Source organism: Enterobacter cancerogenus (assembly GCF_019047785.1).
Lineage (GTDB): Bacteria > Pseudomonadota > Gammaproteobacteria > Enterobacterales > Enterobacteriaceae > Enterobacter > Enterobacter cancerogenus.
Map to the genome: position 1 here is coordinate 4,512,549 of NZ_CP077290.1, position 25,881 is coordinate 4,538,429.

17 protein-coding genes, 2 tRNA genes and 1 pseudogene are annotated in these 25,881 nt (G+C 55.9%); 9 read left to right on the top strand and 11 right to left on the bottom strand.

Annotated elements, in window-relative coordinates; translation table 11 throughout:
• Positions 1–260 precede the first annotated feature (260 nt).
• Together I6L58_RS21270 and ldtA are read left to right on the top strand one after the other, a co-directional pair.
• Positions 261–2,948: a cation-transporting P-type ATPase gene (locus I6L58_RS21270; protein WP_088208170.1), complete on the top strand. Its 2,688-nt coding sequence runs from the start codon at positions 261–263 to the stop codon at positions 2,946–2,948.
• Positions 2,949–3,051: 103 nt separating this feature from the next.
• Positions 3,052–3,966, top strand: coding sequence for a L,D-transpeptidase (gene ldtA, locus I6L58_RS21275; protein ID WP_088208171.1), 915 nt, complete (start codon positions 3,052–3,054; stop codon positions 3,964–3,966).
• Between the two features lie 111 nt (positions 3,967–4,077).
• On the opposite strand, the gene I6L58_RS21280 is transcribed toward ldtA, so the two are convergent.
• A tRNA-Asn gene (locus I6L58_RS21280) sits at positions 4,078–4,153 on the bottom strand.
• 321 nt (positions 4,154–4,474) lie between these two features.
• Between I6L58_RS21280 and nac the strand changes: the two genes are divergently transcribed.
• Positions 4,475–5,392 (top strand): nitrogen assimilation transcriptional regulator NAC, encoded by a 918-nt coding sequence (gene nac, locus I6L58_RS21285; protein ID WP_058610132.1) that lies wholly within the window; start codon positions 4,475–4,477, stop codon positions 5,390–5,392.
• A gap of 96 nt (positions 5,393–5,488) precedes the next feature.
• A pseudogene (cbl, locus tag I6L58_RS21290) lies at positions 5,489–6,439 on the top strand (HTH-type transcriptional regulator Cbl).
• 53 nt (positions 6,440–6,492) lie between these two features.
• Here the strand turns inward: cbl and I6L58_RS21295 are convergent.
• Both I6L58_RS21295 and mtfA read right to left on the bottom strand, forming a co-directional pair.
• Positions 6,493–6,568: transfer RNA gene (locus I6L58_RS21295), tRNA-Asn, on the bottom strand.
• Positions 6,569–6,668: 100 nt separating this feature from the next.
• On the bottom strand, positions 6,669–7,466 hold the full coding sequence (gene mtfA / locus I6L58_RS21300; RefSeq protein ID WP_006176245.1) for a DgsA anti-repressor MtfA: 798 nt from the start codon (positions 7,464–7,466) through the stop codon (positions 6,669–6,671).
• 309 nt (positions 7,467–7,775) lie between these two features.
• On the opposite strand from mtfA, the gene I6L58_RS21305 reads away from it, so the two are divergent.
• Positions 7,776–8,675 (top strand): LysR family transcriptional regulator, encoded by a 900-nt coding sequence (locus I6L58_RS21305; RefSeq protein ID WP_058610137.1) that lies wholly within the window; start codon positions 7,776–7,778, stop codon positions 8,673–8,675.
• Here the strand turns inward: I6L58_RS21305 and I6L58_RS21310 are convergent.
• The 3 genes from I6L58_RS21310 to I6L58_RS21320 form a co-directional block, all read right to left on the bottom strand.
• Complete coding sequence (locus I6L58_RS21310) at positions 8,650–9,438, bottom strand: substrate-binding domain-containing protein (protein WP_088208173.1); 789 nt, start codon at positions 9,436–9,438, stop codon at positions 8,650–8,652. The two genes, I6L58_RS21305 and I6L58_RS21310, sit on opposite strands and share 26 nt — an antisense overlap.
• Positions 9,435–10,748, bottom strand: a complete 1,314-nt coding sequence (gene tcuC / locus I6L58_RS21315; protein WP_088208174.1) for an MFS transporter — start codon at positions 10,746–10,748, stop codon at positions 9,435–9,437. The genes I6L58_RS21310 and tcuC overlap by 4 nt, the downstream gene beginning before the upstream one ends.
• 285 nt (positions 10,749–11,033) lie before the next feature.
• Positions 11,034–12,332, bottom strand: a complete 1,299-nt coding sequence (locus I6L58_RS21320; protein ID WP_058610140.1) for a serine hydrolase domain-containing protein — start codon at positions 12,330–12,332, stop codon at positions 11,034–11,036.
• 106 nt (positions 12,333–12,438) lie between these two features.
• Between I6L58_RS21320 and I6L58_RS21325 the strand changes: the two genes are divergently transcribed.
• Entirely contained in the window at positions 12,439–13,341 is a 903-nt protein-coding gene (locus tag I6L58_RS21325) for a LysR family transcriptional regulator (protein ID WP_088208175.1), read from the top strand.
• A 24-nt stretch (positions 13,342–13,365) separates the two neighbouring features.
• Here the strand turns inward: I6L58_RS21325 and fumA are convergent, their stop codons facing one another.
• Together fumA and I6L58_RS21335 are read right to left on the bottom strand one after the other, a co-directional pair.
• Positions 13,366–15,015 (bottom strand): class I fumarate hydratase FumA, encoded by a 1,650-nt coding sequence (gene fumA, locus I6L58_RS21330; protein ID WP_088208176.1) that lies wholly within the window; start codon positions 15,013–15,015, stop codon positions 13,366–13,368.
• Positions 15,016–15,128: 113 nt separating this feature from the next.
• Positions 15,129–16,637 carry an anion permease gene (locus I6L58_RS21335; protein WP_088208177.1) on the bottom strand — a complete coding sequence of 503 codons (1,509 nt, stop codon included), beginning with the start codon at positions 16,635–16,637 and terminating at the stop codon, positions 15,129–15,131.
• 608 nt (positions 16,638–17,245) lie between these two features.
• Here I6L58_RS21335 and I6L58_RS21340 point away from each other — a divergent pair.
• A complete protein-coding gene (locus I6L58_RS21340; protein WP_088208178.1) occupies positions 17,246–20,026 on the top strand; it encodes a flavocytochrome c in 2,781 nt (926 codons plus the stop codon).
• Between the two features lie 93 nt (positions 20,027–20,119).
• Positions 20,120–21,082 carry an FAD:protein FMN transferase gene (locus I6L58_RS21345; RefSeq protein ID WP_058610144.1) on the top strand — a complete coding sequence of 321 codons (963 nt, stop codon included), beginning with the start codon at positions 20,120–20,122 and terminating at the stop codon, positions 21,080–21,082.
• On the opposite strand, the gene dcuR is transcribed toward I6L58_RS21345, so the two are convergent.
• Together dcuR and I6L58_RS21355 are read right to left on the bottom strand one after the other, a co-directional pair.
• A complete protein-coding gene (dcuR, locus tag I6L58_RS21350) occupies positions 21,063–21,782 on the bottom strand; it encodes a two-component system response regulator DcuR (protein ID WP_088208179.1) in 720 nt (239 codons plus the stop codon). The genes I6L58_RS21345 and dcuR overlap by 20 nt on opposite strands.
• On the bottom strand, positions 21,779–23,395 hold the full coding sequence (locus I6L58_RS21355) for a sensor histidine kinase (RefSeq protein ID WP_088208180.1): 1,617 nt from the start codon (positions 23,393–23,395) through the stop codon (positions 21,779–21,781). Before I6L58_RS21355 ends, dcuR begins: the two co-directional genes overlap by 4 nt.
• A 163-nt stretch (positions 23,396–23,558) precedes the next feature.
• On the opposite strand from I6L58_RS21355, the gene I6L58_RS21360 reads away from it, so the two are divergent.
• Positions 23,559–24,422: an N-acetylmuramic acid 6-phosphate etherase gene (locus I6L58_RS21360; RefSeq protein WP_088208181.1), complete on the top strand. Its 864-nt coding sequence runs from the start codon at positions 23,559–23,561 to the stop codon at positions 24,420–24,422.
• Positions 24,423–24,463: 41 nt separating this feature from the next.
• On the opposite strand, the gene ompC is transcribed toward I6L58_RS21360, so the two are convergent.
• The gene (gene ompC, locus I6L58_RS21365) at positions 24,464–25,627 is read right to left on the bottom strand and encodes a porin OmpC (RefSeq protein WP_088208182.1); all 1,164 of its coding nucleotides are present in this window, start codon (positions 25,625–25,627) and stop codon (positions 24,464–24,466) included.
• Positions 25,628–25,881: the final 254 nt, after the last annotated feature.

A 25,881-nucleotide genomic window follows, 5' to 3' on the forward strand; every position in this document is an offset into this window, starting at 1 on the left:
GCAGGGCTGAGGGGGTGAATGCGCAAAGCAACATCATGATAATTCATAAAATTAACAATCAAAGGTTAATTCTGATATTCCTGTGCTACGTTTTATACATTCCCTCCTGATTCATATGCTGGCGTTTGGGGTAATAAAACAAACACGGAAGCTTGCTATGTATAACCCTGTCCCGAGTTTCCCGTGCGTCTGTTTCTTTTATTTATTTGTTAATTGCATGAGTACCAAGGTGATTTCTGAAAGAACCTGAGGAAGGAACAATGAAAACAGAGAAACCTGGCCGTCCGTTTTACCAGCAAAGCGTTGAAGAGGCGCTGGCTGCAAACCATTCCACGGTGGATGGACTGAGCAGTACCGAGGCAGCCGCCCGACTACAGCAATACGGTGAGAACGCCTTACCGCAAAAACCGGGTAAGCCTGCCTGGCTGCGCTTTCTGGCCCATTTCAACGACGTCCTGATTTATGTTCTGCTGGTGGCCGCGCTGCTTAAGCTGATCATGGGCCACTGGGTCGATATGTTCGTGATCCTCGGGGTCGCCATCATTAACGCCCTGATTGGTCATATCCAGGAAAGTAATGCCGAAAAATCGCTGCAAAGCATTCGCAATATGCTCTCCAGTGAAGCCGTGGTAATACGGCAGGGCAACCATGAAACCATCCCCACCACGGCGCTGGTGCCCGGTGATATCGTGGTGATCCGCGCCGGGGATCGCATTCCTGCCGATCTGCGCGTGATTGAGGCCCATAATCTGCGCGTCGAAGAGGCGATTCTCACCGGGGAATCCACCGTTGTTGAAAAGAACACCGACGCGTTGAGCGGCGAGCTGCCGCTCGGCGACCGCTATAACTTGCTTTACTCCGGCACCACCGTGAGCGCCGGCGGCGGAAAAGGGCTGGTGGTCGCGACCGGGGGCGAGACCGAGCTCGGTCACATCAACCAGATGATGTCGGACATCGAAAAACACCGCACGCCGCTGATGGTGCAGATGGACAAGCTCGGTAAAACCATCTTTATCACCATCCTGGTGATGATGGTGGTGCTGTTTGTCTTTAGCCTCCTGTTCCGCGATATGCCGGTTTCTGAGCTGGTGCTGTCGTTGATAAGCCTTGCGGTGGCGGCGGTGCCCGAAGGGCTGCCGGCCATTATCTCTATTATCCTTTCGCTTGGCGTACAGGCGATGGCCCGCCGGAAGGCGATTATTCGTAAGCTGCCTACCGTCGAAACGCTGGGCGCAATGACGGTGATCTGCTCGGATAAAACCGGCACCCTGACCATGAACGAAATGACGGTCAAAGCGGTGATCACCGCCGGGACAACCTACCGCGTGGAGGGAGACAGCTACGAGCCGGTAGGCAATATTCATCCGATTGACGACCCAACGCCCGTCACCGTCACCCCTGGCTCGCTGCTGGAGCGCTATCTGCGCACCATCGATCTGTGTAACGACAGCCAGCTGATGAAGGACGAGCAGGGCCTATGGAAAATCACCGGCGGGCCGACCGAAGGCGCGCTGAAGGTGCTGGCGGCGAAAATACCGCTCCCGGCGCTGGATACGGAAATGCGCAGTAAAATCCCGTTCGATTCGCAATACAAATACATGTCCACGCTGTACCGCCTGGGCGATGAAGAGGTGATCCTCATCACCGGTGCGCCAGACGTGCTGTTCCGCCTCTGCCAGTATCAGCAGACGGAGACCGGGCTGCAGCCGTTCGATCAACCCTACTGGGAAGGGAAGATTGAAGAATACGCCCGTGAGGGGCTGCGCATGGTGGCTGCCGCCTGGAAGCCCGCCGCCGACGGCCAGCGCGAGCTGGATCATGCAGATTTACAGGACGGGGTTATCCTGCTCGGGATTGCCGGCATGATGGATCCCCCGCGGCCGGAAGCGATTACCGCCATTGCCGACTGCCTGCAGGCCGGAATTCGGGTGAAGATGATCACCGGCGATCACCCGCAAACGGCGATGAGCATTGGCCAGATGCTGGGGATCGGCAATGCCGCCAGCGCTATTACAGGACGCGAGCTAGAGGCGATGAACGATCCGCAGTTGAGCGAAGCCGCGCAAAAATACGATATCTTCGCGCGAACCAGCCCGGAAGATAAGTTCCGCCTGGTGCAGGCGCTGCAAAGCCGACAGGAAGTGGTGGGGATGACCGGAGACGGCGTGAACGATGCTCCGGCGCTGAAGCGCGCTGATGTCGGTATCGCCATGGGGATCAAAGGCACCGAGGTGACCAAGGAGGCGGCCGACATGGTGTTAACGGATGATAACTTTGCCACCATCGCCAGAGCGGTGCACGAGGGGCGGCGAGTTTATGACAACCTGAAAAAGACCATTTTGTTCATCATCCCGAGCAACATTGCCCAGGCGTTACTGATCATCATTGCGCTGCTGGCGGGCAACCTGATCCCGTTAACGCCGGTGCTGATCCTGTGGATGAACATGGCGACGTCGGCCACTCTGTCGTTTGGCCTGGCGTTTGAAGCGGGTGAGCGGGACATCATGAACCGGCCACCGCGCAAGTCTAACCTGCACGTTATGGACGGTTTCGCCATCTGGCGCGTGGTGTTTGTCGGGCTGATGATTGCCATCAGCGCCTTCGTGCTGGAAGCCTGGCTGCAGCCGCGCGGCTACTCGCCGGAGTTTATCCGCACCGTGCTGCTGCAAATGCTGGTGACCGCGCAGTGGTTCTACATGCTGAACTGCCGCGTAACGGATGGCTTCTCGCTGAGCAAAGGGCTGCTGGCGAACAAGGGGATCTGGATTGTGAGCGCTGTGCTGCTGATCCTCCAGCTGCTGATCATCTATGCGCCGTTTATGCAAATGCTGTTTGGCACCGAGGCGCTGCCGTTCCGCTACTGGGTCATCACTTTCCTGATTGGTTTCGCGATGTTCCTGATCGTTGAAGTGGAAAAACCGCTGACCCGCAGATGGCGCAAAAAGTAAGGCGACATTGAGAAAAGCCTGTATAACAGCAGGCTTTTCTCACGAAATGGCTGGCAGGGGTTATAGTTACTCTGTGCTCAACATCGTTAATTATAGGGACATTATGATCCGAACCCGCTTGCTGGCGTTAGCGCTGGCCGCCGTGACCCAAAGTGCATGGGCTGTAACTTATCCGCTTCCGCCTGAGGGCAGCCGCCTGGTTGGCGCGCCAATAACCATCACCGTGCCGGAAGGGAACACCCTGCCGCTGGAAGCCTTTGCCGCGCAGTATGGGCAAGGGTTGAGCAACATGCTTGAAGCCAACCCGGGTGTTGATCCCTTTTTGCCTAAAGCAGGAACGCAACTCGTGGTGCCGCAACAGCTGATCCTGCCCTCCACCGTGCGGGAGGGCATTGTGGTGAACGTGGCGGAAATGCGCCTCTACTATTACCCGCCGGGTAGCAATACCGTGGAGGTACTGCCGATCGGGATCGGTCAGGCCGGACGTGAAACCCCGCGTAACTGGGTTACTGCTGTGGAGCGCAAGCAGGATGGGCCAACCTGGACGCCTACGCCAAACACGCGCCGCGAATACGCAAAAGAGGGGAAAACCCTGCCGGCGTTTGTGCCTGCCGGGCCGGATAACCCTATGGGCCTCTACGCCATCTATATTGGCAGGCTGTACGCCATTCACGGCACTAACTCGAATTTTGGTATCGGGCTGCGCGTAAGCCAGGGCTGTATTCGTCTGCGAAACGCGGATATCAAATATCTTTTCGATAACGTCCCGGTCGGCACGCGCGTCGAACTTATCGATCGCCCGGTTAAAATGACCACGGAGCCGGACGGCAGCCGCTGGGTGGAAGTCCACGAGCCGCTGTCGCGTAACCGTGCCGAGTTTGAATCGACAAAGAAAGTGCCACTGCCCATTTCCGCCACGCAGCGGACGCAGCTGATAAACGAGGGGGCGGGCGCTGAACTGGAACGTCGGTCAGGGATGCCGGTTAAGGTCGGCAACGGAGGCATTGTCGCCGGGTGACGGCTGCGGTCCAATGAAATTGGTCGGTCGGGTAAGGCGACGCCGCCACCCGACAATGTAACCGAGCGCAGAAAAGCAAAAAGCCTGCTTTAAAAGCAGGCTTTTTAAATTTGGCTCCTCTGACTGGACTCGAACCAGTGACATACGGATTAACAGTCCGCCGTTCTACCGACTGAACTACAGAGGAATCGTGTGAACGGGGCGCATATTATCGACGTCGGCTGTGGTTGTCAAAGGGTGTATCAGACGATTTTGTTCGTTTGCTGACAAATTCAGCAAAGTGGTGCTTTTGGCAACGCTTTGCACCGTCATTGTGCAGATATACCCCTTATGGGGCAGATCATAAACCGCTGTTTCACTCATAAAGTCGCCAGCGATGATTAGATTTCCTTATTTTCAGGGCATTAGGCATGGATCTACTCCCGGCTCAAAAAGTGGCATTCATATTGCAATACCTGTTCAACACTCGAAGCCGTTAAAGGCACAGTTATTTGTTACAGGGGGCAATATGAATTTCAGACGACTCAAATACTTCGTAAAAATCGTCGATATCGGCAGCCTGACTCAGGCAGCGGAAGTGTTGCATATTGCGCAGCCCGCGCTGAGCCAGCAGGTTGCCACGCTTGAAGGGGAGCTGGATCAACAGCTGCTGATCCGCACCAAGCGCGGCGTGACGCCAACCGAAGCCGGGAAAATTCTTTATACCCATGCCCGCACCATTTTGCGCCAGTGTGAACAGGCGCAGCTGGCGGTCAATAACGTCGGCCAGACGCTGAGCGGCACGGTCTCTATCGGCCTTGCACCGGGGACCGCCGCATCTTCCATTACCATGCCGCTGCTGCAGGCGGTGCGTGCCGAGCTGCCCGACGTGCTGGTTTACCTGCATGAGAACAGCGGCTCCGTGCTGAATGACAAACTGCTCAACGGGCAGTTGGACATGGCGGTGCTGTACGACCGCTCGCCCATCGCCGGGATCACCAGCCAGCCGCTGCTGAAAGAAGATCTTTATCTGGTCGGTACGCGCGACTGTCCGGGTCAAAGCGTTGACCTGACGGCCGTCGCCGAGATGAACCTGTTCCTGCCGCGTGATTACAGCGCCGTGCGCGTGCGGGTGGACGAAGCGTTTTCCCTGCGTCGCCTGACGGCCAAAATCATCGGCGAGATCGACTCTATCTCCACGCTGACCGCCGCGATTGCCAGCGGGATGGGGGTCACCGTGCTGCCGGAGTCTGCGGCACGCTCACTGTGCAGCGCGGCAAACGGCTGGATGGCGCGGATTACCACGCCGTCCATGAGCTTACCGCTGTCGCTCAATATGTCTGCACGCGGCTCGCTCACGCCGCAGGCGCAGGCGGTGAAAGAGATCCTGATGTCGCTGGTAAGCAAACCATCGCTGGAGAACCGCGAGCTGCAGCTGGTCAGCTGATATTCCATAAAAGCATAAGTTGCTGGTTTTTATTATTTGTTCTGTAGCCCCGCTGACTCTAACAATAGCGTTATGTCAGACAGGCCGGAGCGAAACGTGAATTTCCAGCAACTTAAAATTATCCGTGAGGCGGCCAGGCGGGACTACAACCTGACCGAGGTCGCCAACATGCTGTATACCTCCCAGTCGGGCGTCAGTCGCCATATTCGCGAGCTGGAAGAAGAGCTGGGTATTGAGATTTTCATACGTCGCGGCAAGCGTCTGCTCGGGATGACCGAGCCGGGAAAAGCGCTGCTGGCCATTGCGGAGCGGATCCTCAACGAAGCCAGCAACGTTCGCCGTCTTGCGGACCTCTTTACCAACGATGCTTCCGGCGTGCTCACCATCGCGACGACCCACACCCAGGCGCGTTAAAGCCTGCCGCCGGTCATTAAAGCCTTTCGTGAACTCTTCCCGGATGTGCGGCTGGAGCTGATCCAGGGAACGCCGCAGGAGATCGACGTGCTGTTGCAAAACGGCGGGGCGGATATCGGTATCGCCAGTGAACGCCTCAGTACCGACCCGCTGCTGGTGGCTTTCCCGTGGTTCCGCTGGCACCACAGCCTGCTGCTGCCGGACGATCACCCCCTCAACCAGGTGTCACCGCTTACGCTTGACGATATCGTTAAGTGGCCGCTGATCACCTACCGCCAGGGCATTACCGGGCGTTCACGTATCGATGAAGCCTTTAGCCGCAAGGGACTGACGCCGGATGTGGTCCTCAGCGCGCAGGATTCCGACGTGATTAAAACCTACGTTGAGCTTGGGCTGGGCATTGGTCTGGTGGCGGAACAGTCGGGCGGTGAGCACGAGGAGGGCAATCTTGTGCGGCTTGATACCCGCCACCTGTTCGATGCCAATACCGTATGGCTGGGCCTCAAGCGTGGGCAGCTGCAGCGCAATTACGTATGGCGGTTTATCGAGCTGTGTAATGCCGGGCTGTCGGTGGATGAGATTAAGCGCCATGTGATGGAGCCAGAAGACGTGGCGATTGATTATCAGATTTGAACCGCGAATGCAGAAAAGCAAAAAGCCTGCTTTAAAAGCAGGCTTTTTAAATTTGGCTCCTCTGACTGGACTCGAACCAGTGACATACGGATTAACAGTCCGCCGTTCTACCGACTGAACTACAGAGGAATCGTGTGAACGAGGCGCATGTTAATGGCCTCGCTAAAATGTGTCAACACTAAATTTAAGGTGCTGATTCAATTGATTAATTAAGCTGCAAACTGCTGTTTTAGTGAACGTGCGCGGTGGCATACTCGCCGCTGTCGCCATTCTTACGTAAACGCTGAAGCGGGTCCTGCTGGTAGAACTGGCAAAAACGCTGCCACAACGCCGGGAAGCGGGGAGCGAACAGCTCCGGCGCGCTAAAGAAATATTCCGACAGAACCGCAAAACATTCGGCTGGATCGGTGGCAGCATAGGCGTCGATGCTCGCGGCGCTTTCACCGACAAGATCGATTTCATCCTGAATGTTGTCCATGGCCGCATGCAGATCGTGCTCCCATCCGGCCACTTCGCGCAGCGGGATGAGCGGCACGCCGCTGGCGCGATCGCCGTTGCGGGTATCAAGCTTGTGCGCCACTTCATGGATAATCAGGTTGAAGCCGGAGGCATCAAACGAATCCTGAATATCCAGCCAGTTGAGCACAATAGGCCCCTGTTGCCAGCTCTGCCCGGACTGCACAACGCGCTGGCTGTGCACCAGACCGATGTCATCTTCCCATTCGTCATCCACCACGAACGGGGCAGGGTAGATAAGCACTTCGTGAAAGCCGTCCAGCCATTCAATGCCGAGCGCCAAAACGGGCAGGCAGAACAGCAGGGCAATACGCGTGTTTTTGAGGGGATCGAGTTCGAAACCCTGTAACGGAACCAGACGTTTTTGCTGCAGAAAACGGTCCGCCAGTTGAATCAGCACTCGCTGTTCATCCGGCTCGAGGTTAGCCAGAACCGGGATCGCCAGCGCCTCTTCCCATGGCTGTGCCATATTTCGACCAGCGTCATTCGATTTCCAGGGCCACTTAATCATCGCTTTGCTCGCAAACTCGTCACATGAACAAAATTGAAAGGTCAGGCTAACATGCCAAAGAACCCGGCATGAAAGCAACTACAAAACGTTGAGATGTCGGAATGGCAGAAAAGGCCAGCCTCTCTGCCATTATTCAACCACTTATCCCGTTTCCTTTCAGTGACAAAACTCCCATTGATAAAACCCCGCTGAAGACCGGGCCTGAGATAACACGCTGCCCTGAGCCTCAGGTTGAAACGTTAAGGGACTGTTAAAATGTGCGTCTACCCGTCATGATGACCGTCATCAAAACGGAGAAATGTCGATACTATGCCCGTAAATTTTGACCTTAACGATCTTTATGCTTTCAGAGCGTTAGTGGAATATGGCAACTTTCGGGTTGCTGCTGAATCTATCTGTTTGTCCCCGTCAGCACTGAGCCGCAGGATTGAAAAACTGGAGGCGGCGCTGGGAACAAAGCTGTTTGACCGGACCACCCGCCACGTGGCTCTGACGTTGTACGGGCAGAACTTTGCTGAACGTTCAGCGCAGTTGCTTGATAACGTTGAGTCCATGCTGGCGGATATCGATAAAGTGAGCGAAGAGCGCACCGGGCTGGTTACCGTCGCTACGGTACCGTCTGCAGCCTGTTACTTTATGCCGGATGTTATACGTCGTTTTCAGTCCCGCTACCCGCGTGTCCGGATTAAGCTCATCGACAGCAGCGCAGGGAATGTCCTTGACGCTGTTGCCCGTAGCCAGGCGGATTTCGGGATCTGTTTCGCCGGGAGTTTGCCCTCTGAAATAGAGTTTTTCCCGCTTGTGGAAGATAGCTATGTCGCCGCATGCAGGCGCGATCACCCTCTGGCAAAAAAAAATCACCTGACATGGCAGGCGTTTTATGAGCAGGACTATATCATCCTCGACAAAACGTCAGGTAACCGTAACCTGCTCGACCGGTTGTTGGGGGACAGGGTTCCTGCGCGTCCCAGCGTCTGCGAAACGCGCCATGTGACCACGATGCTCGGTATGGTAGAGGCGGGGATCGGCATTGCTGCCGTTCCCGCCATGTCGATGCCAACGTCAGAGCACTCACTGTTGACATCTGTCCCGCTCCTGGCGCCGGAAGTGAAACGCACTGTGGGGCTTATCCGACGCCGGGGGCGCATCCAGTCTTACATTGCGGCTGAACTGGAAAAACACATTACTGAGCAGTACCGCGGGACGTGACGGGGCTTAATCCCGTGTCGCGGATCACGGCACTGGACTGTGTCGATGAAAGGTAACTCAGCAGCGCTTTCCCTTCGCCAGGATGGTCGGCGTGGCGGGTCACGGCGCCAGCAAAGCGGGTGATGTATTGCAGGTTGTCCGGGAGTTTGCCGATAAACGTCACCCCCGGAATCGGCAACAGTTCGCTGACCTGCTGGAAACCCACCGCGTATTTCCCTTTCGCCACTTCTTCGGCGACGGGGATGCGCTCAACCTTCGTTGCTTTACCCATCACCTCTTTTTCAATCCCCAGCGTTTTGAACAGCTTCTGGCTGACGTATCTGCCGCTGGCGCTGTCGGAGTAGGCGATAGATCCGGCCTGAAGCAGCGTGTGGCGAAGTTTCGCCTCATTACCGATATCCGGGACGTCATCGCCTTTTTTTACCACCATACCGACAGGGGAGTCAGCAAGTTCCGTGCGTGAGCCAGGCTGAGTCAGGTTGTCCTTTTCGAGCGTTGCCAGCGCATCGCCCACCATGATTACCACGTCGGCTTTTTCCCCGCGCGCAAGTCGGTTAGGAATTGCCTGCGGAGTCGTCCCCATAGACGGGCCGGGAACGAGCACAATGTTATCGCCGGTCTGGCGTTCATATTCCGGTGCCAGCTTTTCAAGGGCGGCTTTAAAACCGCCTGAGATCATGACCGTCACCTCTTTTGCGGAGGCGCAGAAGCTCAGGGCGGTCATTATCAACGCGCTGGTGGTCAGCCGAGGGATCAGTCTCATGCCGCCCCCTCTGATTTCACGGTATTTTGCAGCGTCACTGCACGACGACGATACAGGTAGAGTGTGGCCAGCAGGGCACACACTGCGGCGAAACCCATCCAGTATCCGGGAGAGGCTTTATCCCCGGTATATTCAATCAGCGCGGTAGACATCACCGGGGTGAATCCCCCAAATACCGCCGTTGCCAGACTGTAGGCCAGAGAGAACCCCGCCACCCGAACTTCAGAAGGCATGATCTCCGTGAGTGCCGGGATCATCGCACCATTGTAAAGGCCATAGAGGAAAGAGAGCCACAGCAGGACGCTTAGCATCATTGAGAAGCTCGGTGCTTGCGCCAGCAGCGTCAGCGCCGGGTAGCTTGTCGCCAGTGCCAGCAGCGTCATGGCGATAAGCACCGGTTTACGCCCAAAGCGGTCCGACAGCGCACCGCCCACCGGCAGCCAGATAAAGTTAGAAATTGCGACCAGAAGCGTGACCAGCAGGCTGTCCGAGGCGCTGAGCATCAGTACTTTTTTCCCGAAAGTCGGCGCGTAAACGGTGATCAGATAAAAGGCCGTAGTGGTCATCGCCACCATCAGCATGCCGGCAATGACCACCTGCCAGTTACCGAGCAGGGTTCTAAAGACCTGATGCATCTCCAGATGATGGCGGCGCGCGCTGAACTCCTCTGTCTCCTCCAGCTTGCGGCGCAGGAAAAAGATAAAGGGGACGATTAAACAGCCGACCAGGAACGGAATACGCCAGCCCCATTCACGAATGGCGCTCTCTGCCATTAGCGCGTTCAGGGCAAACCCCATGGCTGCCGCAACCATAATCGCGACCTGCTGGCTGCCGGACTGCCAGCTGGTGTAGAAACCTTTGCGGCCGGGTGTGGCAATTTCAGCCAGATAGACCGACACGCCACCCAGCTCCGCTCCGGCAGAAAACCCCTGCAATAGTCGGCCTGACAGCACCAGTAACGGTGCCCACAGACCTATGCTGTGATAAGACGGAATAAGCACAATCAGGAAGGTTCCCGCCGCCATAATCGACAGAGTCACGATCAATCCTTTTCTGCGTCCAACCTTGTCGATATAGGCACCCAGTACGATTGCCCCGATGGGACGCATTAAAAAACCTGCGCCGAAGACGGCGAACGTCATCATCAGGGAAGCAAATTCACTGCTCGCCGGGAAAAAGGTATGCGCGATGTAGGTCGCATAAAAGCCGAAGAGAAAGAAGTCGAATTGCTCGAGAAAGTTGCCGGACGTAACGCGAAATATCGCGCCTGCTTTCGTGCGAAGGGTTGCAGGTGAGGTTGAGGAAAACATGGTTATCTCCAGTTTATTGTTGACGTTTTGCTCGTCTGTTTCTGAAAACTGGATCAACTACCCCAAATTTATAAGCGCAATTAATACAAGGACTGATGCATTTAACGCATCAATGGTGAAGAGCCGATCGGGAGGGATTGCTGTAACAACAACTTAACAATTAATTGATTTTTTATTCACCAATTTGGGCGCGCCCCTGATAATGCTGTTTTGTGACATCGCGCAGAGGCGACATGGGTAGCAAAGAAGACAAAAGCCAGGCGATGCCTGGCTTTTTACCATAACTTATCGCAATGCGTTGGCAATCGCACTGAACATCAGGGATGCCTCAAGCGGCTGCGCGCTGAACGACGGTTCCGCCTGCGGCCAGGTTGACCATTGAACGATCACCAGATTCTCCGTTGGGTTCACCATGATCATCTGACCGAAGATCCCCAGCGCCCACAGAGAGCCTTTCAGTGAATCCTGAACCGCAGGGCTGACGTGTTGGGCATTGGCGGGAACCTCATTGTTCCACCATTGGTAGCCGTAAAGGCCGTCTGGATGGGCGTCAGATACCGAGCCTTTCGCGTGCGTCCAGTCGGACGAGTGCTGAACCCAGTTGTCTGGCAGGATCTGTTTGCCGTCTGGCAGGGTGCCGTTGTGCAGGATAAACTCCCCGAAGCGACCCCAGTCTTCCAGCGTGGCGTTAAAGCCATGCGCGCCGACGTCGTGCTGGCCCTTACTGTAGGCGTGCCACACGCCGTCGCTCGCCATGCCGTATGGCTGCCAGATGCTTTTCTCGAGGTACGCCGCCAGCGTCATGCCGGTGGCGCGCTCAAGGACATCCCCCAGCAGCCATGCGCCGCCGGATGAGTAAGACCAGTTTTCCCCGGCAGGGTGTTCACGATGTAAACCGGAGACCAGTTTGCGCACGCAGTCATAGGTGCCAGGTTTGGCTTCGCACTCGGTGAGCTGGGCGAAATCCGATTTCGGGTTGGTGTAATCCTCGTTCCACGCCACGCCGGAGGTATGGGTGATCAGCTGTTTTAACGTCACGCCGTCCCAGGCGGTGCCTTTTAAATCCGGTTCGTACTGCGTAACAAGATCGTCGAGCGAGTGGATCTTGCCTTCTTTAATCGCCACGCCTACCAGCGCCGAAACGACCGATTTCCCTACAGAACGAGACGTCCAGAGCGTGGAGTCGGTATTGCCTTCACCCAGATACTTCCACGCGACTTTGCCGTCTTTCAGCACCAGCATACCGCTGACGTTCTGGCGCTTAAGGTAATCCTGAAGATTGTAGGTTTTGCCATTAACCTGGTAGCTGGCGTCTTTCAGCGGTTTTTCTGCGGCCAGCAACGGGGTGGCATTACCATGACGGAACACGTCGCCCGCGTAGTTGCGGTAGTCATTGCGAAAGCCGACAACGCGATCGCTTTGGCTCCAGGTGAGCATGCTGTGCGTGTCGGGCAGTTTTGCATCAAACGGAGCCGGACAGGTCTCCAGGTCGGTGCCTTCACAGGCCGCCATGGCGACAGGAGAGAGCAGGCTGGTGAAGACAAGGCCCGCGAGCAGTGTGAAATTTAACGATTTATTTTTCATGGTTTTCTCGTATGGGTTAAGAATGCCTTCAGTTTAAGAACCTGCGGCCTATAATAAAAAGCGCGTAATGGGGGAAAATCCCCCGTATTTTTGATAAGGATGCAACGTGGCGACGTTACTCTATTCCTTTGCTCAACTGGAGGCGTTCACCGCCGTGGCGGAGCACGGGAGCCTGATGAAGGCGGCGGGTAAACTGGGTAAAGACCGGACGACCCTGCGCGATCTGATTGATTTTCTCGAAGATGGTCTGGGCTACGCGCTCTTCGAGCGGGAAGGGCGCACTCTGCGGTTAACCCCGGAAGGGGAGCAGCTCCGACGGCAGGCGCACCTGCTGATGCGCCAGGTAAAAGCCTTTGAGGCCTTTGCGAAAGAGGTGCCTGAAAGCGCCACGCAGGAAATTTCCCTTGTCTACGATCCCTTTACGCCCAGGGCGTTTTTGCAGGCACTGATAGGCGTGATGGCCGGGCAAAACGTCCGGTTGAGCCTGAAGAGTGCCTCGCGGGATGAGGCCGAGGCGATGCTGGCCAGCGGTCAGGCCGATCTGGGGATCTGTCAGGCGCGCAACCGCAGCGTGGGCAGTGACATGGAGTGGCGCGCTCTGGGCGCAATCGATATGGATTTCTATGCCTCGAAGGCGCGTTTTGCGTCGGCCACGCCGCCGCTTTCGCTGCTTGACCTCTCTCTTGTGCCGCAGGTCGTGATGCACGACGCCTCTGACGAACCGGTGGCACGTCGCCTGCAAATCTCCGGGCATACGATTTTTACCAATGAACTGGAGATGCTTCGCGGCCTGCTGGAGCAGGGATGCGGCTGGGGATTTTTGCCGACGCACCTGCAGGCGACGCAGTGGAAAAACGTCAAAAGGCTGCACACCGAAGTGGGCAGCCAGGGAATCAGCCAGACGATGGTCACCATCTGGAAACCGGGCAGCGACAAGCGCGGGACTATCGATCGTACGCTGTCGCTGCTGCCGACGCTGTGGCAAAAAAGCATGCGCCAGGCCGGGTAAGCGCGGCGCTACCCGGCATTATGCTCAGCGCTGTGAACAACCTTTGCACTGTTGGTTCTGGATCTGCTGGAAGAAGTCGTTGCCTTTGTCATCCACAAGGATAAACGCCGGGAAGTTCTCGACCTCAATTTTCCAGATAGCCTCCATACCCAGTTCAGGATACGCCACGCACTCAAGGCTTTTGATGCTGTTTTGCGCCAGCACCGCCGCCGGGCCGCCGATGCTGCCCAGGTAGAACCCGCCGTGCTGGTGGCAGGCATCCGTCACCTGCTGGCTGCGGTTGCCTTTTGCCAGCATGATCATGCTCGCGCCGTGGGATTGCAGTAAATCCACATACGAGTCCATACGGCCTGCGGTCGTTGGTCCAAGCGAGCCTGACGCGTAGCCTTCCGGCGTTTTGGCCGGGCCCGCGTAATAGATCGGGTGATCTTTCACGTACTGCGGCAGTTCTTCACCCTTGTCGAGCAGCTCTTTCAGCTTCGCGTGGGCGATGTCGCGCGCCACGATAATGGTGCCGCTCAGCGACAGGCGGGTTGAAACCGGGTGAGCCGAGAGCTGCGCGAGGATCTCAGCCATCGGCTTGTTCAGATCGATGCTGACCACGTCGCCTTCACCCTGCTGGCGCAGCGATTCAGGAATATACTGGCCCGGATTATGTTCCAGCTTCTCGATCCAAATCCCGTCGCGGTTGATTTTCGCCTTGATGTTGCGATCTGCCGAACAGGAAACGCCCATGCCGATCGGGCAGGATGCGCCGTGGCGCGGCAGGCGGATCACGCGGATATCGTGGGCGAAGTATTTCCCGCCGAACTGCGCGCCAAGGCCGAGGTTTTGGGCTTCCTGAAGCAGTTCCTGTTCAAGCTGCACGTCGCGGAACGCCTGACCGTGCGCGTTCCCTTCGACAGGCAGACCGTCGTAGTAGCGGGTTGAGGCCAGTTTGACGGTTTTCAGCGTGCTTTCCGCCGACGTGCCGCCAATCACGAACGCAATATGGTAAGGCGGGCAGGCCGCCGTGCCCAGGGTCCGCATTTTCTCAACCAGGTAGTTTTTCAGCTTCGCCGGGGTAATCAGCGCCTTGGTTTCCTGATAAAGATAGGTTTTGTTGGCTGAACCGCCGCCTTTCGCCATGCACAGGAATTTATACTCGTCGCCATCGACGCTATACAGATCGATCTGCGCTGGCAGGTTGGTGCCGGTGTTGACCTCCTGATACATATCCAGCGCCGCGTTCTGGGAATAGCGCAGGTTGTCCTCGATGTAGGTGTTGTAGACGCCCTGGCTCAGCGCGGCTTCATCGCCGCCTTCGGTCCACACGCGCTGGCCTTTTTTCCCCATGATGATGGCGGTGCCGGTGTCCTGACAGGTTGGCAGCACGCCTTTGGCCGCGATTTCAGAGTTGCGCAGGAACTGCAGGGCGACGTATTTGTCGTTTTCGCTGGCCTCAGGGTCGTTAAGAATGGCCGCGACCTGCCGCTGGTGCGACGGACGCAGCATGAACGCGGCATCGTGGAAGGCGTGTTGCGCCAGCAGCGTAAGCGCCTGCGGCTCAACTTTCAGGATCTCCTGACCCTCAAAGTCGGCCACGGAGACATACTCTTTGGTCAGCAGATAGTATTCGGTGTCGTCGTGAGACAGCGGGAAGGGGTTTTGGTACACAAAGGGCTTATTCGACATACTCAACTCCAAAATCTGTTTTTGACTGATGGCGCTTCGCTTATCAGGCCTACAACATCAAAGCATGATGAGAACGGGTAGGCCCGGTAACCTTGCGCCACCGGGCATTGTTCTTAGAACATCATGGACATCCACGGATAGCCAATCAGCAGCAGGGCCGCCAGGAAGATGGCACCGAAGATGGTGCCCAGACGCCAGTAGTCTTTAGTTGGCAGGTAGCCGCTACCGTAGTAAATCGGGCTTGGACCCGTACCGTAAGGGGTAATGATCCCCATCACGCCCAGGGAAGTGACCATCAGCAGGACAAACACTTCCATATTCATGCCCGGGATGGTGGAGGCGATAGTCAGCATTGCAGGCAGCAGCGCCGTGGTGTGCGCGGTGGTGCTGGCAAACAGATAGTGCAGCAGGTAGAACGCCAGCAGCAGAACAATGGTTGCCACGCCCGGTGAAATACCGCTCATCAGCATGCCGCCTTCTTTGCCCAGCCAGCTGATAAAGCCGGTAGAGGAGAGGCCATCTGCCAGCGCCACCAGGGTAGCGAACCAGACGAAGGTATTCCATGCCGCTTTGTTGCCGGTGATGTCGTTCCACTCCAGCACGCCTGTCCACAGCATCAGGCCGACGATTAACAGAGCCGCCATGGCCGGTTCAATCCACGCCGCCGCGAAGATCCACATCATCAGCGCACAGCAGACGAACACCAGCAGCAGGATTTCGTTGCGCGACAGTTTGCCCAGTTTTTCCAGTTCACGGGTCGCCCACAGCGGCACTTCGTTGTTCACTTTCACTTCTGGCGGGTAGAACCAGTAGGCCAGCAGCGGCATGGTCAGGATCAGCAAGATACCCAGCGGCAGGAAGGCGAGGAACCAGGTTCCCCAGGAGATATCAATACCCACCGTACTTTTCACCAGGGCCAGCGCCAGCAGGTTGGGTGCCAGCGCGGAAAGGAACATGGAACTGGTGATACAGGCCGCAGTAATGGCAACCCACATCAGGTACGAGCCGATCTTGCGCGCGCTCGGGTCATTTGGTTTTGAACCGTACAGCGGTGGCAGGTTGGCGATAATCGGGTAGATGGTCCCGCCGCTGCGCGCGGTATTGGACGGCGTGAACGGGGCCAGCAGCAGGTCTGCGAAGGTAATGGCGTAACCGAGCGTCAGGCTGCGGCGGCCAAGATACTTCACCAGAATCAGCGCCAGACGGCGGCCAAAGCGGGTTTTGTCGTAGCCCGCGGCGAACATAAAGGCGCCAAAAATCAGCCACACGGTAGAGTTACCAAACCCGCTCACCGCCCACTTAAAGGAGGCACCCGCCAGTTTGAATTTCGTGTCCGCCAGCTGTTCCGGACTGAACAGTACCCACTGGCTGCAGAGCGCAATCGCCACTACGCCAGTCAGGCCAATAACCGCGCCCGGCAGGGGCTCGAAGATTAACCCGACAATCACGCCGACGAAGATGGCGAAGTAGTGCCAGGCATAAGGAGGCAACCCGTCAGGGACGGGAACAAACAGCAGAAGTATGGCGACCACGATCGGCAGCGCCATCATCAGCAGACGTTTTGCCTTTCCGTCAGATGCTTTACTCGCCGCAGGAGGCGTTACAGCAGTTTTTGTATTCATAGTGTCACGTCTTAAGTTGTAAAAAATTCGGCTCAGGGTGAATACACACTTCCGCGTTCTTTTAAGGGTTCGCTTTTTTTAGTTATTTAAGGTGCGGTTTGTCTATTCAGTAATAGCGATTTAACGCATTTCTGAATGCGCTAAATTAAAAAATGATGATATTTATATATTGCGCCTTTAGAGTCCAATTCTATTGATCGCGATCAAATAAATAGAATTGAGGGAGTATTTTTAAACTTTTTAAAATAACCACTCCGGCTTATGTGGGTATTATGGGTTTTTGAGACTAAATTTATCATATTGATAACAATCTTATGTGTGGTGTGGGTTTATGTTATTAATTTTAATGTATTTTTATTGGTTGTGGGGTAATGGTAAGGCCATTTGTCGATTAACATGTTTTAAATAATTGTGAATTACTGAAACATTGTTACTAACACCAATGTATTACGAATGTTATTTCAGGGATTAAATAGTTTTATAACTAACGTAATAGCTTTAGAAACTAAAAAAATCTTTATATTAGTATTATGACATCGGCATAAAAAAACGAAATAAAACCGCGCCCGATAACGAATTCTTAATTTCTAAAGTTTGGAGTTTTTATTATGAACACTAACGAACGCATGTTGAGTCCTTTCACTCTGCCGAATGGTACCGAACTGAAAAACCGTTTGTTAATGGCGCCAATGACCACCTGCACCGGCTATTACGATGGTTCCGTGACCAGCGAGCTGGTGGAGTACTACCGGGCGCGGTCAGGAAGCATCGGCACAATCATCGTTGAGTGCTGTTTTGTCGACGATCTGGGCCTCGCTTTCCCCGGCGCGATTGGTATCGATAACGACGAAAAAATTGCCGGGCTGGCAAAAATTGCGGAGGCCATCAAATCCAAAGGCTCCAGAGCGTTACTGCAGATCTACCACGGCGGCCGCATGGTCGACCCGAAGCTGATTGGTGGCCGCACGCCGGTTGGGCCGAGCGCTGTTGCCGCGCCGCGTGAGGGGGCCGCAACGCCGGTTGCCCTGACCACCGAAGAAGTGGAAGGGATGATCGTTAAGTTTGGCGACGCGGTGCGTCGCGCGATTCAGGCCGGCTTTGACGGCGTCGAGATCCACGGTGCCAACACCTACCTGATTCAGCAGTTCTATTCCCCTAACTCTAACCAGCGTGACGACGAGTGGGGCGGCAGCCGCGATAAGCGCGCCAGATTCCCGCTGGCGGTGCTGGACATCACCCATAAAATGGTGCGCCAGTACGCGGACGATGCTTTCATCATTGGCTACCGTTTCTCACCCGAAGAGATGGAAGTGCCCGGGATCCGCTTCGACGACACCCTGTACCTGCTGGAAAAACTGGCGGCGCGCGGCGTGGATTACCTGCACTTCTCCGTCGGCGCAACCCTGCGTCCGTCCATCGTGGATACCAAGGATCCAACGCCGCTTATCGAAAAATATCTCGCGATGCGCTCTGACACCCTGGCTCAGGTGCCGGTGATGGGCGTGGGTGGCGTGGTGAACGCGTCTGACGTCAATGAAGCGCTGGACCACGGCTACGATCTGATTGCCGTAGGCCGTGCGACCATCGCCTACCCGGACTGGACCGACCGCATTGCCGCGGGCGAAAACCTTGAGCTGTTTATGGACAGCACACAGCGTGAAGCGTTGAACATCCCGGAACCGCTGTGGCGTTTCTCGCTGGTCGAAGCCATGATCCGCGACATGAGCATGGGCGAATCCAAATTCAAACCGGGCACGTTTGTTGAGAAAGTCCAGGATGACACCAACGAGCTGGTAATCAACGTTAGCCTGGAGACCGACCGCATTGCCGATATCGAACTGGCTTCCGGCCCGGAGGATAACGTTGAGTTTGTCACCAGCTTCGAAGAGATCCGCACCCGCATCCTTGATGCTAACACCCCGCACGTCGATGCCATTACCGGCGCGACAAGCCAGAGCGAAGCGGTGAAAAAAGCCGTTTCCAAAGCGATGCTGAAATCCAGTAAAGCGCTGGCGGCAGAGGAGGGGGCGGACCCGAACGAAATCAAATCTTTTGATGTTGTCGTGATCGGCAGCGGCGGTGCGGGGCTGGCAGCGGCCATTCAGGCCCACGATGAAGGCGCGAGCGTGCTGATCGTCGAGAAAATGCCGACCATTGGCGGTAATACCATCAAAGCCTCCGCCGGGATGAACGCGGCAGAAACCCGCTTCCAGCGTGTAAAAGGGATCCAGGACAGCAAAGCGCTGTTCTACAAGGAGACCCTGAAAGGCGGCGGCAACAAGAACAACCCGGAACTGCTGCATCGCTTCGTTGAGAACGCGCCTGAGGCCATCGAATGGCTGGCAACACGCGGTATCATGCTGAACGACATCACTACCACCGGCGGGATGAGCATCGACCGCACCCACCGTCCAAAAGACGGCTCCGCGGTGGGGGGCTATCTGATCAGCGGCCTGGTGCGCAATATCAACAAACGCAATATCGACGTGATGCTCGACACCTCCGTCAGCGACATCCTGTTTGAAAACGGTGAAGTGACCGGCGTACGGCTGACCACCGAAGAGAACGAAACCTTCACCGTCGATGCGAAAAGCGTCATTGTGGCGACCGGCGGCTTTAGCGCAAACAGCCAGATGGTGGTCAAATACCGTCCTGACCTCGACGGGTTTGTGACCACAAACCATAAAGGGGCCACCGGCGGCGGCATCGCCCTGCTGGAACGTATTGGCGCGGGCACCGTGGATATGGGTGAAATTCAGATCCACCCAACCGTTGAGCAGAACACCTCGTACCTGATTTCTGAATCCATTCGCGGTGGTGGGGCGATTCTGGTAAGCCAGCAGGGTAACCGCTTCTTCAATGAAATGGAGACCCGCGATAAAGTCTCCGCGCAGATTATTGCCCTGCCGGAGAAATACGCTTACATCGTCTTTGACGAGCATGTTCGTACCAAAAACAAAGCGGCGGATGAGTATATTGCCAAAGGCTTTGTCACCAGCGCCAGCTCACCTGAGGCGCTGGCCGAGAAGCTGGGAATGAACAGCGAGGCCTTCCTGACGACGCTGGCGCGTTACAACGGCTTTGTTGAAAAACAGCATGACGATGATTTTGGCCGGACCACCGCGCTGCGTGCGCCAATCAACGAAGGGCCGTTCTACGCCATTCAGATTGCACCGGGGGTGCACCACACCATGGGCGGCGTGACCATTAACACCGAAACCTGCGTACTGGATACTCACCACAACGTGCTGCCGGGCGCGTTTGCCGCGGGTGAAGTGGTCGGCGGGATCCACGGGGGTAACCGTATCGGCGGTAACGCCGTGGCAGATATCATTATTTTTGGTACCCTTGCCGGACATCAGGCGGCGATGCGCGCGAAAAATGCCTAAGTTATCTGTGTTGCAGGCCGGATAAGCGCAGCGCCATCCGGCATTTTCCCCGGCAGCGCAGTGCTTGCCGGGGCGACATCGAGGAGACATGCTATGCCCGACGGCCATCGCGTCTACAGCTATTCCGCCGTTCTGATGGGGTCACCCATCCTCCTGAAACTCTTCTCCCATGACGAAGCGCTCGCCTCCCGCGTTTTTCGCCTGATCCGCCACTATGAAGATCTGTTTACCGTCAACCGCGCTCAGTCAGAGGTGATGGCGATCAATCATGCTGCCGGCCAACATCCGGTTACCGTTAGCCGCCCGGTGTTTGAGCTGATCCGCTGTGCGCGGGCGGCAAGCCTGCTGAAAAACAGCGCGTTCAACCTCGCGATTGGTCCCCTGGTCAAGCGCTGGAAGATCGGCTTTAAGGGCGACAGCGTACCGCCTGCCGATGATATTGCCGCGCTGCTGGCCATCACCCGCCCGCAAGAGGTGGTGCTCGATGAAACTGACTCCAGCGTATTTCTGACCAAAGCCGGAATGGAGATCGACCTGGGAGCCATTGCCAAGGGCTACATTGCCGATCGCGTACGTGATTATCTGCAAAAAGAGGGCGCGGAACGGGGGTTGATTAACCTCGGCGGCAATATCCAGACGCTCGGCTCGCCGGAGGGGGGCTGGAGCGTGGGGCTGAAAAAACCGTTCAGTACCGATGCACTGATTGGTGCCATTGTGGTGGAGAACCGGTCAGTGGTGACTTCAGGAACTTACGAACGCTATTTTGAACAAAACGGCAAACGCTATCACCACATTCTTGACCCGCGTACCGGCTACCCGCTGGACAACGCGCTGGACAGCGTCACCGTGGTGTCGAAAGATTCCCTGGATGGCGATCTCTGGACCACGCTGTTATACGGGATGGGCGCAGAAAAAGGCTGCGAGGCGCTGCGTGCGCGCCCGGACATTGAGGCCATCTTTGTGACCAAAAGCAAAGACGTGGTGATCTCATCGATGCACCACTTCCGCTTCACCTTACTGGATAACGCCTACCGCGTTACTGACAATACTGTTTAAGCAGCCCGATCTGTTCGGGTTGCAGACGGTAGCGATAAACCGGACGCCCGGTCGCACCGTAATGAATACTGGTGAACAGGATGTTGATCTGCGCCAGCCAAATCAGATACTTGCGGCAGGACACGCGGGAAATATTGACCGCGTTGGCCAGATCGTCGGTGGAGAACTCCATCTCGGGATGTTCGTCAATCCACTGGCAAATGGTGCGCAGCGTTTGCGGCGTCAGCCCCTTCGGCAATTTTTTACTGTCCGCCAGCTCAGGCGCGCCGCCATGCAGCAGCCTGTCCACATCCGCCTGCTCATAGTACTGATGTGAACCCATCAGGTTGTGCTTCGCCTTCCAGCCGTTCAACGCCTCTTCAAAGCGCGGGAACTGGAACGGTTTGATCAGGTAATCGACCACGCCGTAATGCATGGAGGTCTGAATGGTGGCGGCATCGGACGCGGAAGAGATCATAATCACGTCAATCGGGCGGCCGGACGCGCGGATCACGGGCAGCAGATCCAGGCCGTTATCCTGCTGCATATAGACGTCGAGCAGCACCAGATCGACAGGCTGGTCGGGATTGTTGATGATGGCCTCGGCCTGGTTGAGCGTGGAGGCGACGCCGCAGCAGCTAAACCCGTCAACACGATTGACATACAGACGGTTGAGGTCGGCTACCATGGCGTCATCATCGACAATTAATACATTTATCACGCGATATTCCTCTCGCTATCCCAGGGGATGTGAACAAAAAATTGAGTAAATACGCCCGGCTCAGACTCGACGGTAATGTCACCGCCCAGATTCTGGATCTGCTGGCGTGCAAGGAATAGCCCAACGCCGCGGTTTTCACCTTTCGTTGAGTACCCTTTGGTAAAAACGTCCTCCAGATGGAGGGGATCGATACCGGGACCGTCGTCGCTGACTTCACAGCTTAGCCAGCTGCTCTGATAGTGCAATAAAAGGCCAATCTCGCCCTCAGGCTGATCGTGCATGGCATCCAGCGCGTTTTCAATCAGGTTGCCGAGCACGGTGACCAGCACCGCGGCCTGTTCTTCGTTAGCCGTATCGGGCAGGTGACAGTCTTCGGCCAGCGTCAGGGTAACCCCGGCCTCCTTGGCGCGATTGATTTTGCCAAACAGGAAGCCCGCAATGACCGGTGATTTGATTTTGCGCTGGATCGCGCCGATATCGGTCTGGTAATTATTCGCGGTCTGGAGGATATACTCCTCCAGCTTGTCATAGCGTTTCATGTGCAGCAGGCCCAGGATCACGTGCAGCTTGTTCATAAACTCATGGGTATGGGCGCGCAGGGCGTCCACGTAGTTCACCATGCCGTCGATACGCTGCATGAGCTGGCTGACCTCTGTTTTATCACGGAACGTGCTGATCGCACCGATAACCCGGTTCTGGCTTTTCACCGGCACCATGTTACACAGCAGAAGCCTGCCGTTGCAGCCGATCTCCCGATCCTGACGCGCCACGCCGGTTTTCGCCACCTCGCGCAGGCTTGCCAGCAGCGGTTCGCTGGCGTTCTCCGACTGTTGGCCCGACGGCAACAGCAAAATTTCTCGCGCGGCGTGGTTCACCATCGTCACGCGACCATGGGTATCCACCGCGATAACCCCTTCGCGCAGCGACTGAAGCATCGCCTGCCGCTGTTCAAACAGGGCCGAAATTTCATACGGCTCCAGCCCAAACAGGATCCGTTTCAGCACCCGGACCAGGCCCCAGATCGCCAGCGAACTCATTAATATGCTGAACAGGATCGTCCAGACCGCGTTCAGCCTTCCGCGCGTGATCTGATCTTCCACCTTTTTCAGGGAGATCCCCACGATCACCACGCCAATCTGATCGTGCTGGTTATCGTAGATGGGGGTAAACACGCGCAGCGCTTCGGCGAGCGCGCCCCGGTTGACGGAGACGTTCTCTTTCCCCTCCAGCGCGGGCGTCAGATCGTCACCAATAAAATGCAGCCCCAGCAGCGCTTCGTTTGGGTGAGAGTAGCGGATACCGCGCATATCGGTCACAACGGTGAACAGCAGATCGTTGCGCCGGGTGACGGCCTGCGCGATAGGCTGAATAATATTATCCTGAGGCGATGCCATTAAACCGCGCCGGACGTCCGGGCTGTCGGCAAAGGTGCGCGCAATGCCGAGGGCGGTGTCTTTGACATCGTCTCGCGTGGCGCGGGTGATTTGCATGGAGTAGAGCGCAAATACCAGCAGCAGAACGGAGCCGATGATGGCGCATACCATGAGCGTGACCAGAGTGTAGAGTTTCATCGGACGCCTGCGCGTCGGAGAAAGTTGCTGCAAATCGCTCATTACCGCTCCGCGATGATCGAGAAAGGGGGTAATTATCACCGATGACGGGCATTTCTTAAAGCCGTGTAAATCTGGCCGTTGCGCCGCTTTCGTGACCCTCCTCGCAGGTCATCCATATAAAACACTTTATAGTGTGTGGGAACTCATAATAAGGAGGCTGTTTATGAGCATTATGCTTACCGGTTCGGTCAAGGAAAGACGGCACGCCAGCACGATGAATATCGACCGGTTGTCCACGCTGGACATGCTGAACGTCATTCACCAGGATGATGCCCACATTTCACAAGCCATTACTCCCTTTTTACCTCTCATTGCCCGCGTGGTCGATAACGCCGCCGCCACGCTAAGCCATGGCGGTCGCCTGGTGATCGTGGGCGCTGGCCCTTCCGGGCGGATAGCGGAACAGGCGGCGGCGGAGTATGCGCCGGGTAAACACCCTGTCCTTGCCATCACGGCGGGAGAGGAGGCCAACAGCTATGAGCAGGGCGTGGCCGATCTTCAGGCGATCAACTTCGGCGAGCATGACATGATGCTGGCCCTCACCGTCAGCGGCAAAACGCCCTGGGTCTGGGGGGCAATGCGCCACGCCTGGTCGCTGGGGGCTGTTGTCGCGGTTATTACGGGCGACGCCCAAAGCGAAGCTGCGCAGCTGGCAAGCATGGTGATCGCCCCTGAACTGGGTCCGGACGTGGTGGCCGGGTATGGCAATACCAAAGCCGGAATTGCCCAAAAGATGATCCTCAATCAGGTGACGACCGGGTTAGCCGTTCGTACCGGGCGGGTCTACAGCAATCTGCGCGTTGATATCGAGGCGAAAAATACCCGATGGGCGGAGCGGCAAATCGCCATTGTGATGGCGGCGGCGGGCTGCACCAGGGCGGTGGCGAAAGCCGCACTGGAGGGCGGTAACCAGAATTGCAAAACGGCGGTCTTAATGGTGCTGACAGGGCTGGATGCCTGGCAGGCGCACGAACTGCTGGCGCAAAATAACGGGTTTATACGGGTGGCGTTGCAGGAAGCGCCATAACAAAAAAAGCCCGCATACGCGGGCTTTATCATTTATCAGGATTAGAATTGATAGGTCATGCCAACGCCAACGATGTCGTCGGTAGCAATGCCGTTGCGAGTATAGAACGCGTCATCTTCGTCCAGCAGGTTGATTTTGTAATCAGCGTAGGTGGAGAAGTTCTTATTGAAGCTGTAGGTCATGCCCAGGTCAACGTAGTTCACCAGATCCACATCGCCATACTGACCCTGTGGATTACCTGCTGTACCCGGATAAGTCATGTCTTTACCCTTGGAGTAAACCCATGCCAGGGATGGACGCAGGCCGAAGTCGAACTGATACTGTGCGACGGCTTCAAAGTTCTGGGTCTGATCCGCAATACCGGTGTCGCCGTATGGGGTCATGTTGCGCGTTTCCGCGTACATCATCGCCAGGTAGACATTGTTTGCGTCGTATTTCGCGCCAACGGTCCAGGCTTCAGCACGTTCGCCGCCCGCAATGCGAGCGCTGTAACGTTTACCGTATGCTTCCTGCTGGTTGGTACGGTCGGAAGAAGAGTAGGCCGCACCCAGGCTCAGGCCTTCGAGATCGCCCGCGAAGTCATAAGAGGTAGACATGCCGTAGCCGTCGCCGTTCTGGAAGCGAACGTCATTGTGGCCATTTTTCGTGCCTTCCTGGTCTTCTTCGGCGTTAGCGCCTTCGTTCGCACCCTGATACTGCAGCGCAAAGTTCAGGCCATCAACCAATCCGAAGAAATCATTGTTACGGTAGGTTGCAAGGCCGTTGGCACGGCCAACCATGAAGTTATCGGTCCAGGTGTAGGAATCACCACCGAATACCGGCAGCATATCGGTCCAGGCTTCAACGTCATACACCACGCCATAATTACGGCCATAGTCGAATGAACCGTATTCGCCATATTTCAGACCGGCATACGCCAGACGGTTATAAGATTTATTAGCGCCTTCAGTGTCGTTGGCGAAGATCTTATATTCCCACTGGCCGTAACCGGTCAGGTCGTTAGTGATCTGCGTTTCGCCTTTGAAACCCACCTGGATGTAGGTTTCGTCACCATCATCGCCTGGGTTATCAGAGAAGGTATGACGCGCGTCGACTTTGCCGTACAGGTCAACTTTGTTGCCGTTCTTGTTGTACATTTCAGCCGCGTTTGCTGCGCCTGCCATTAATAAGGCGGGTACCAGAATTGCCAGAACTTTTCTTTTCATTATATATTCCCTTTAAAGATAATTTATATGAATATATGTAATCACTCTCCGCAATTACAGGGTCGATACTATTCTAAGGATTGTTTTTTTGGTTCAAAAATAAATGTAATTAATCTGGTATAAATATTACAAAATATTTCTATTTATCTCTTTATTTTTCATATGAATGCATTTCCTTGCTGTATAAGGCCTAATTATTATTAAGTATTTCTATTTTGTATTATTCGGGATGTTTAATTTTTGATGCTTATATA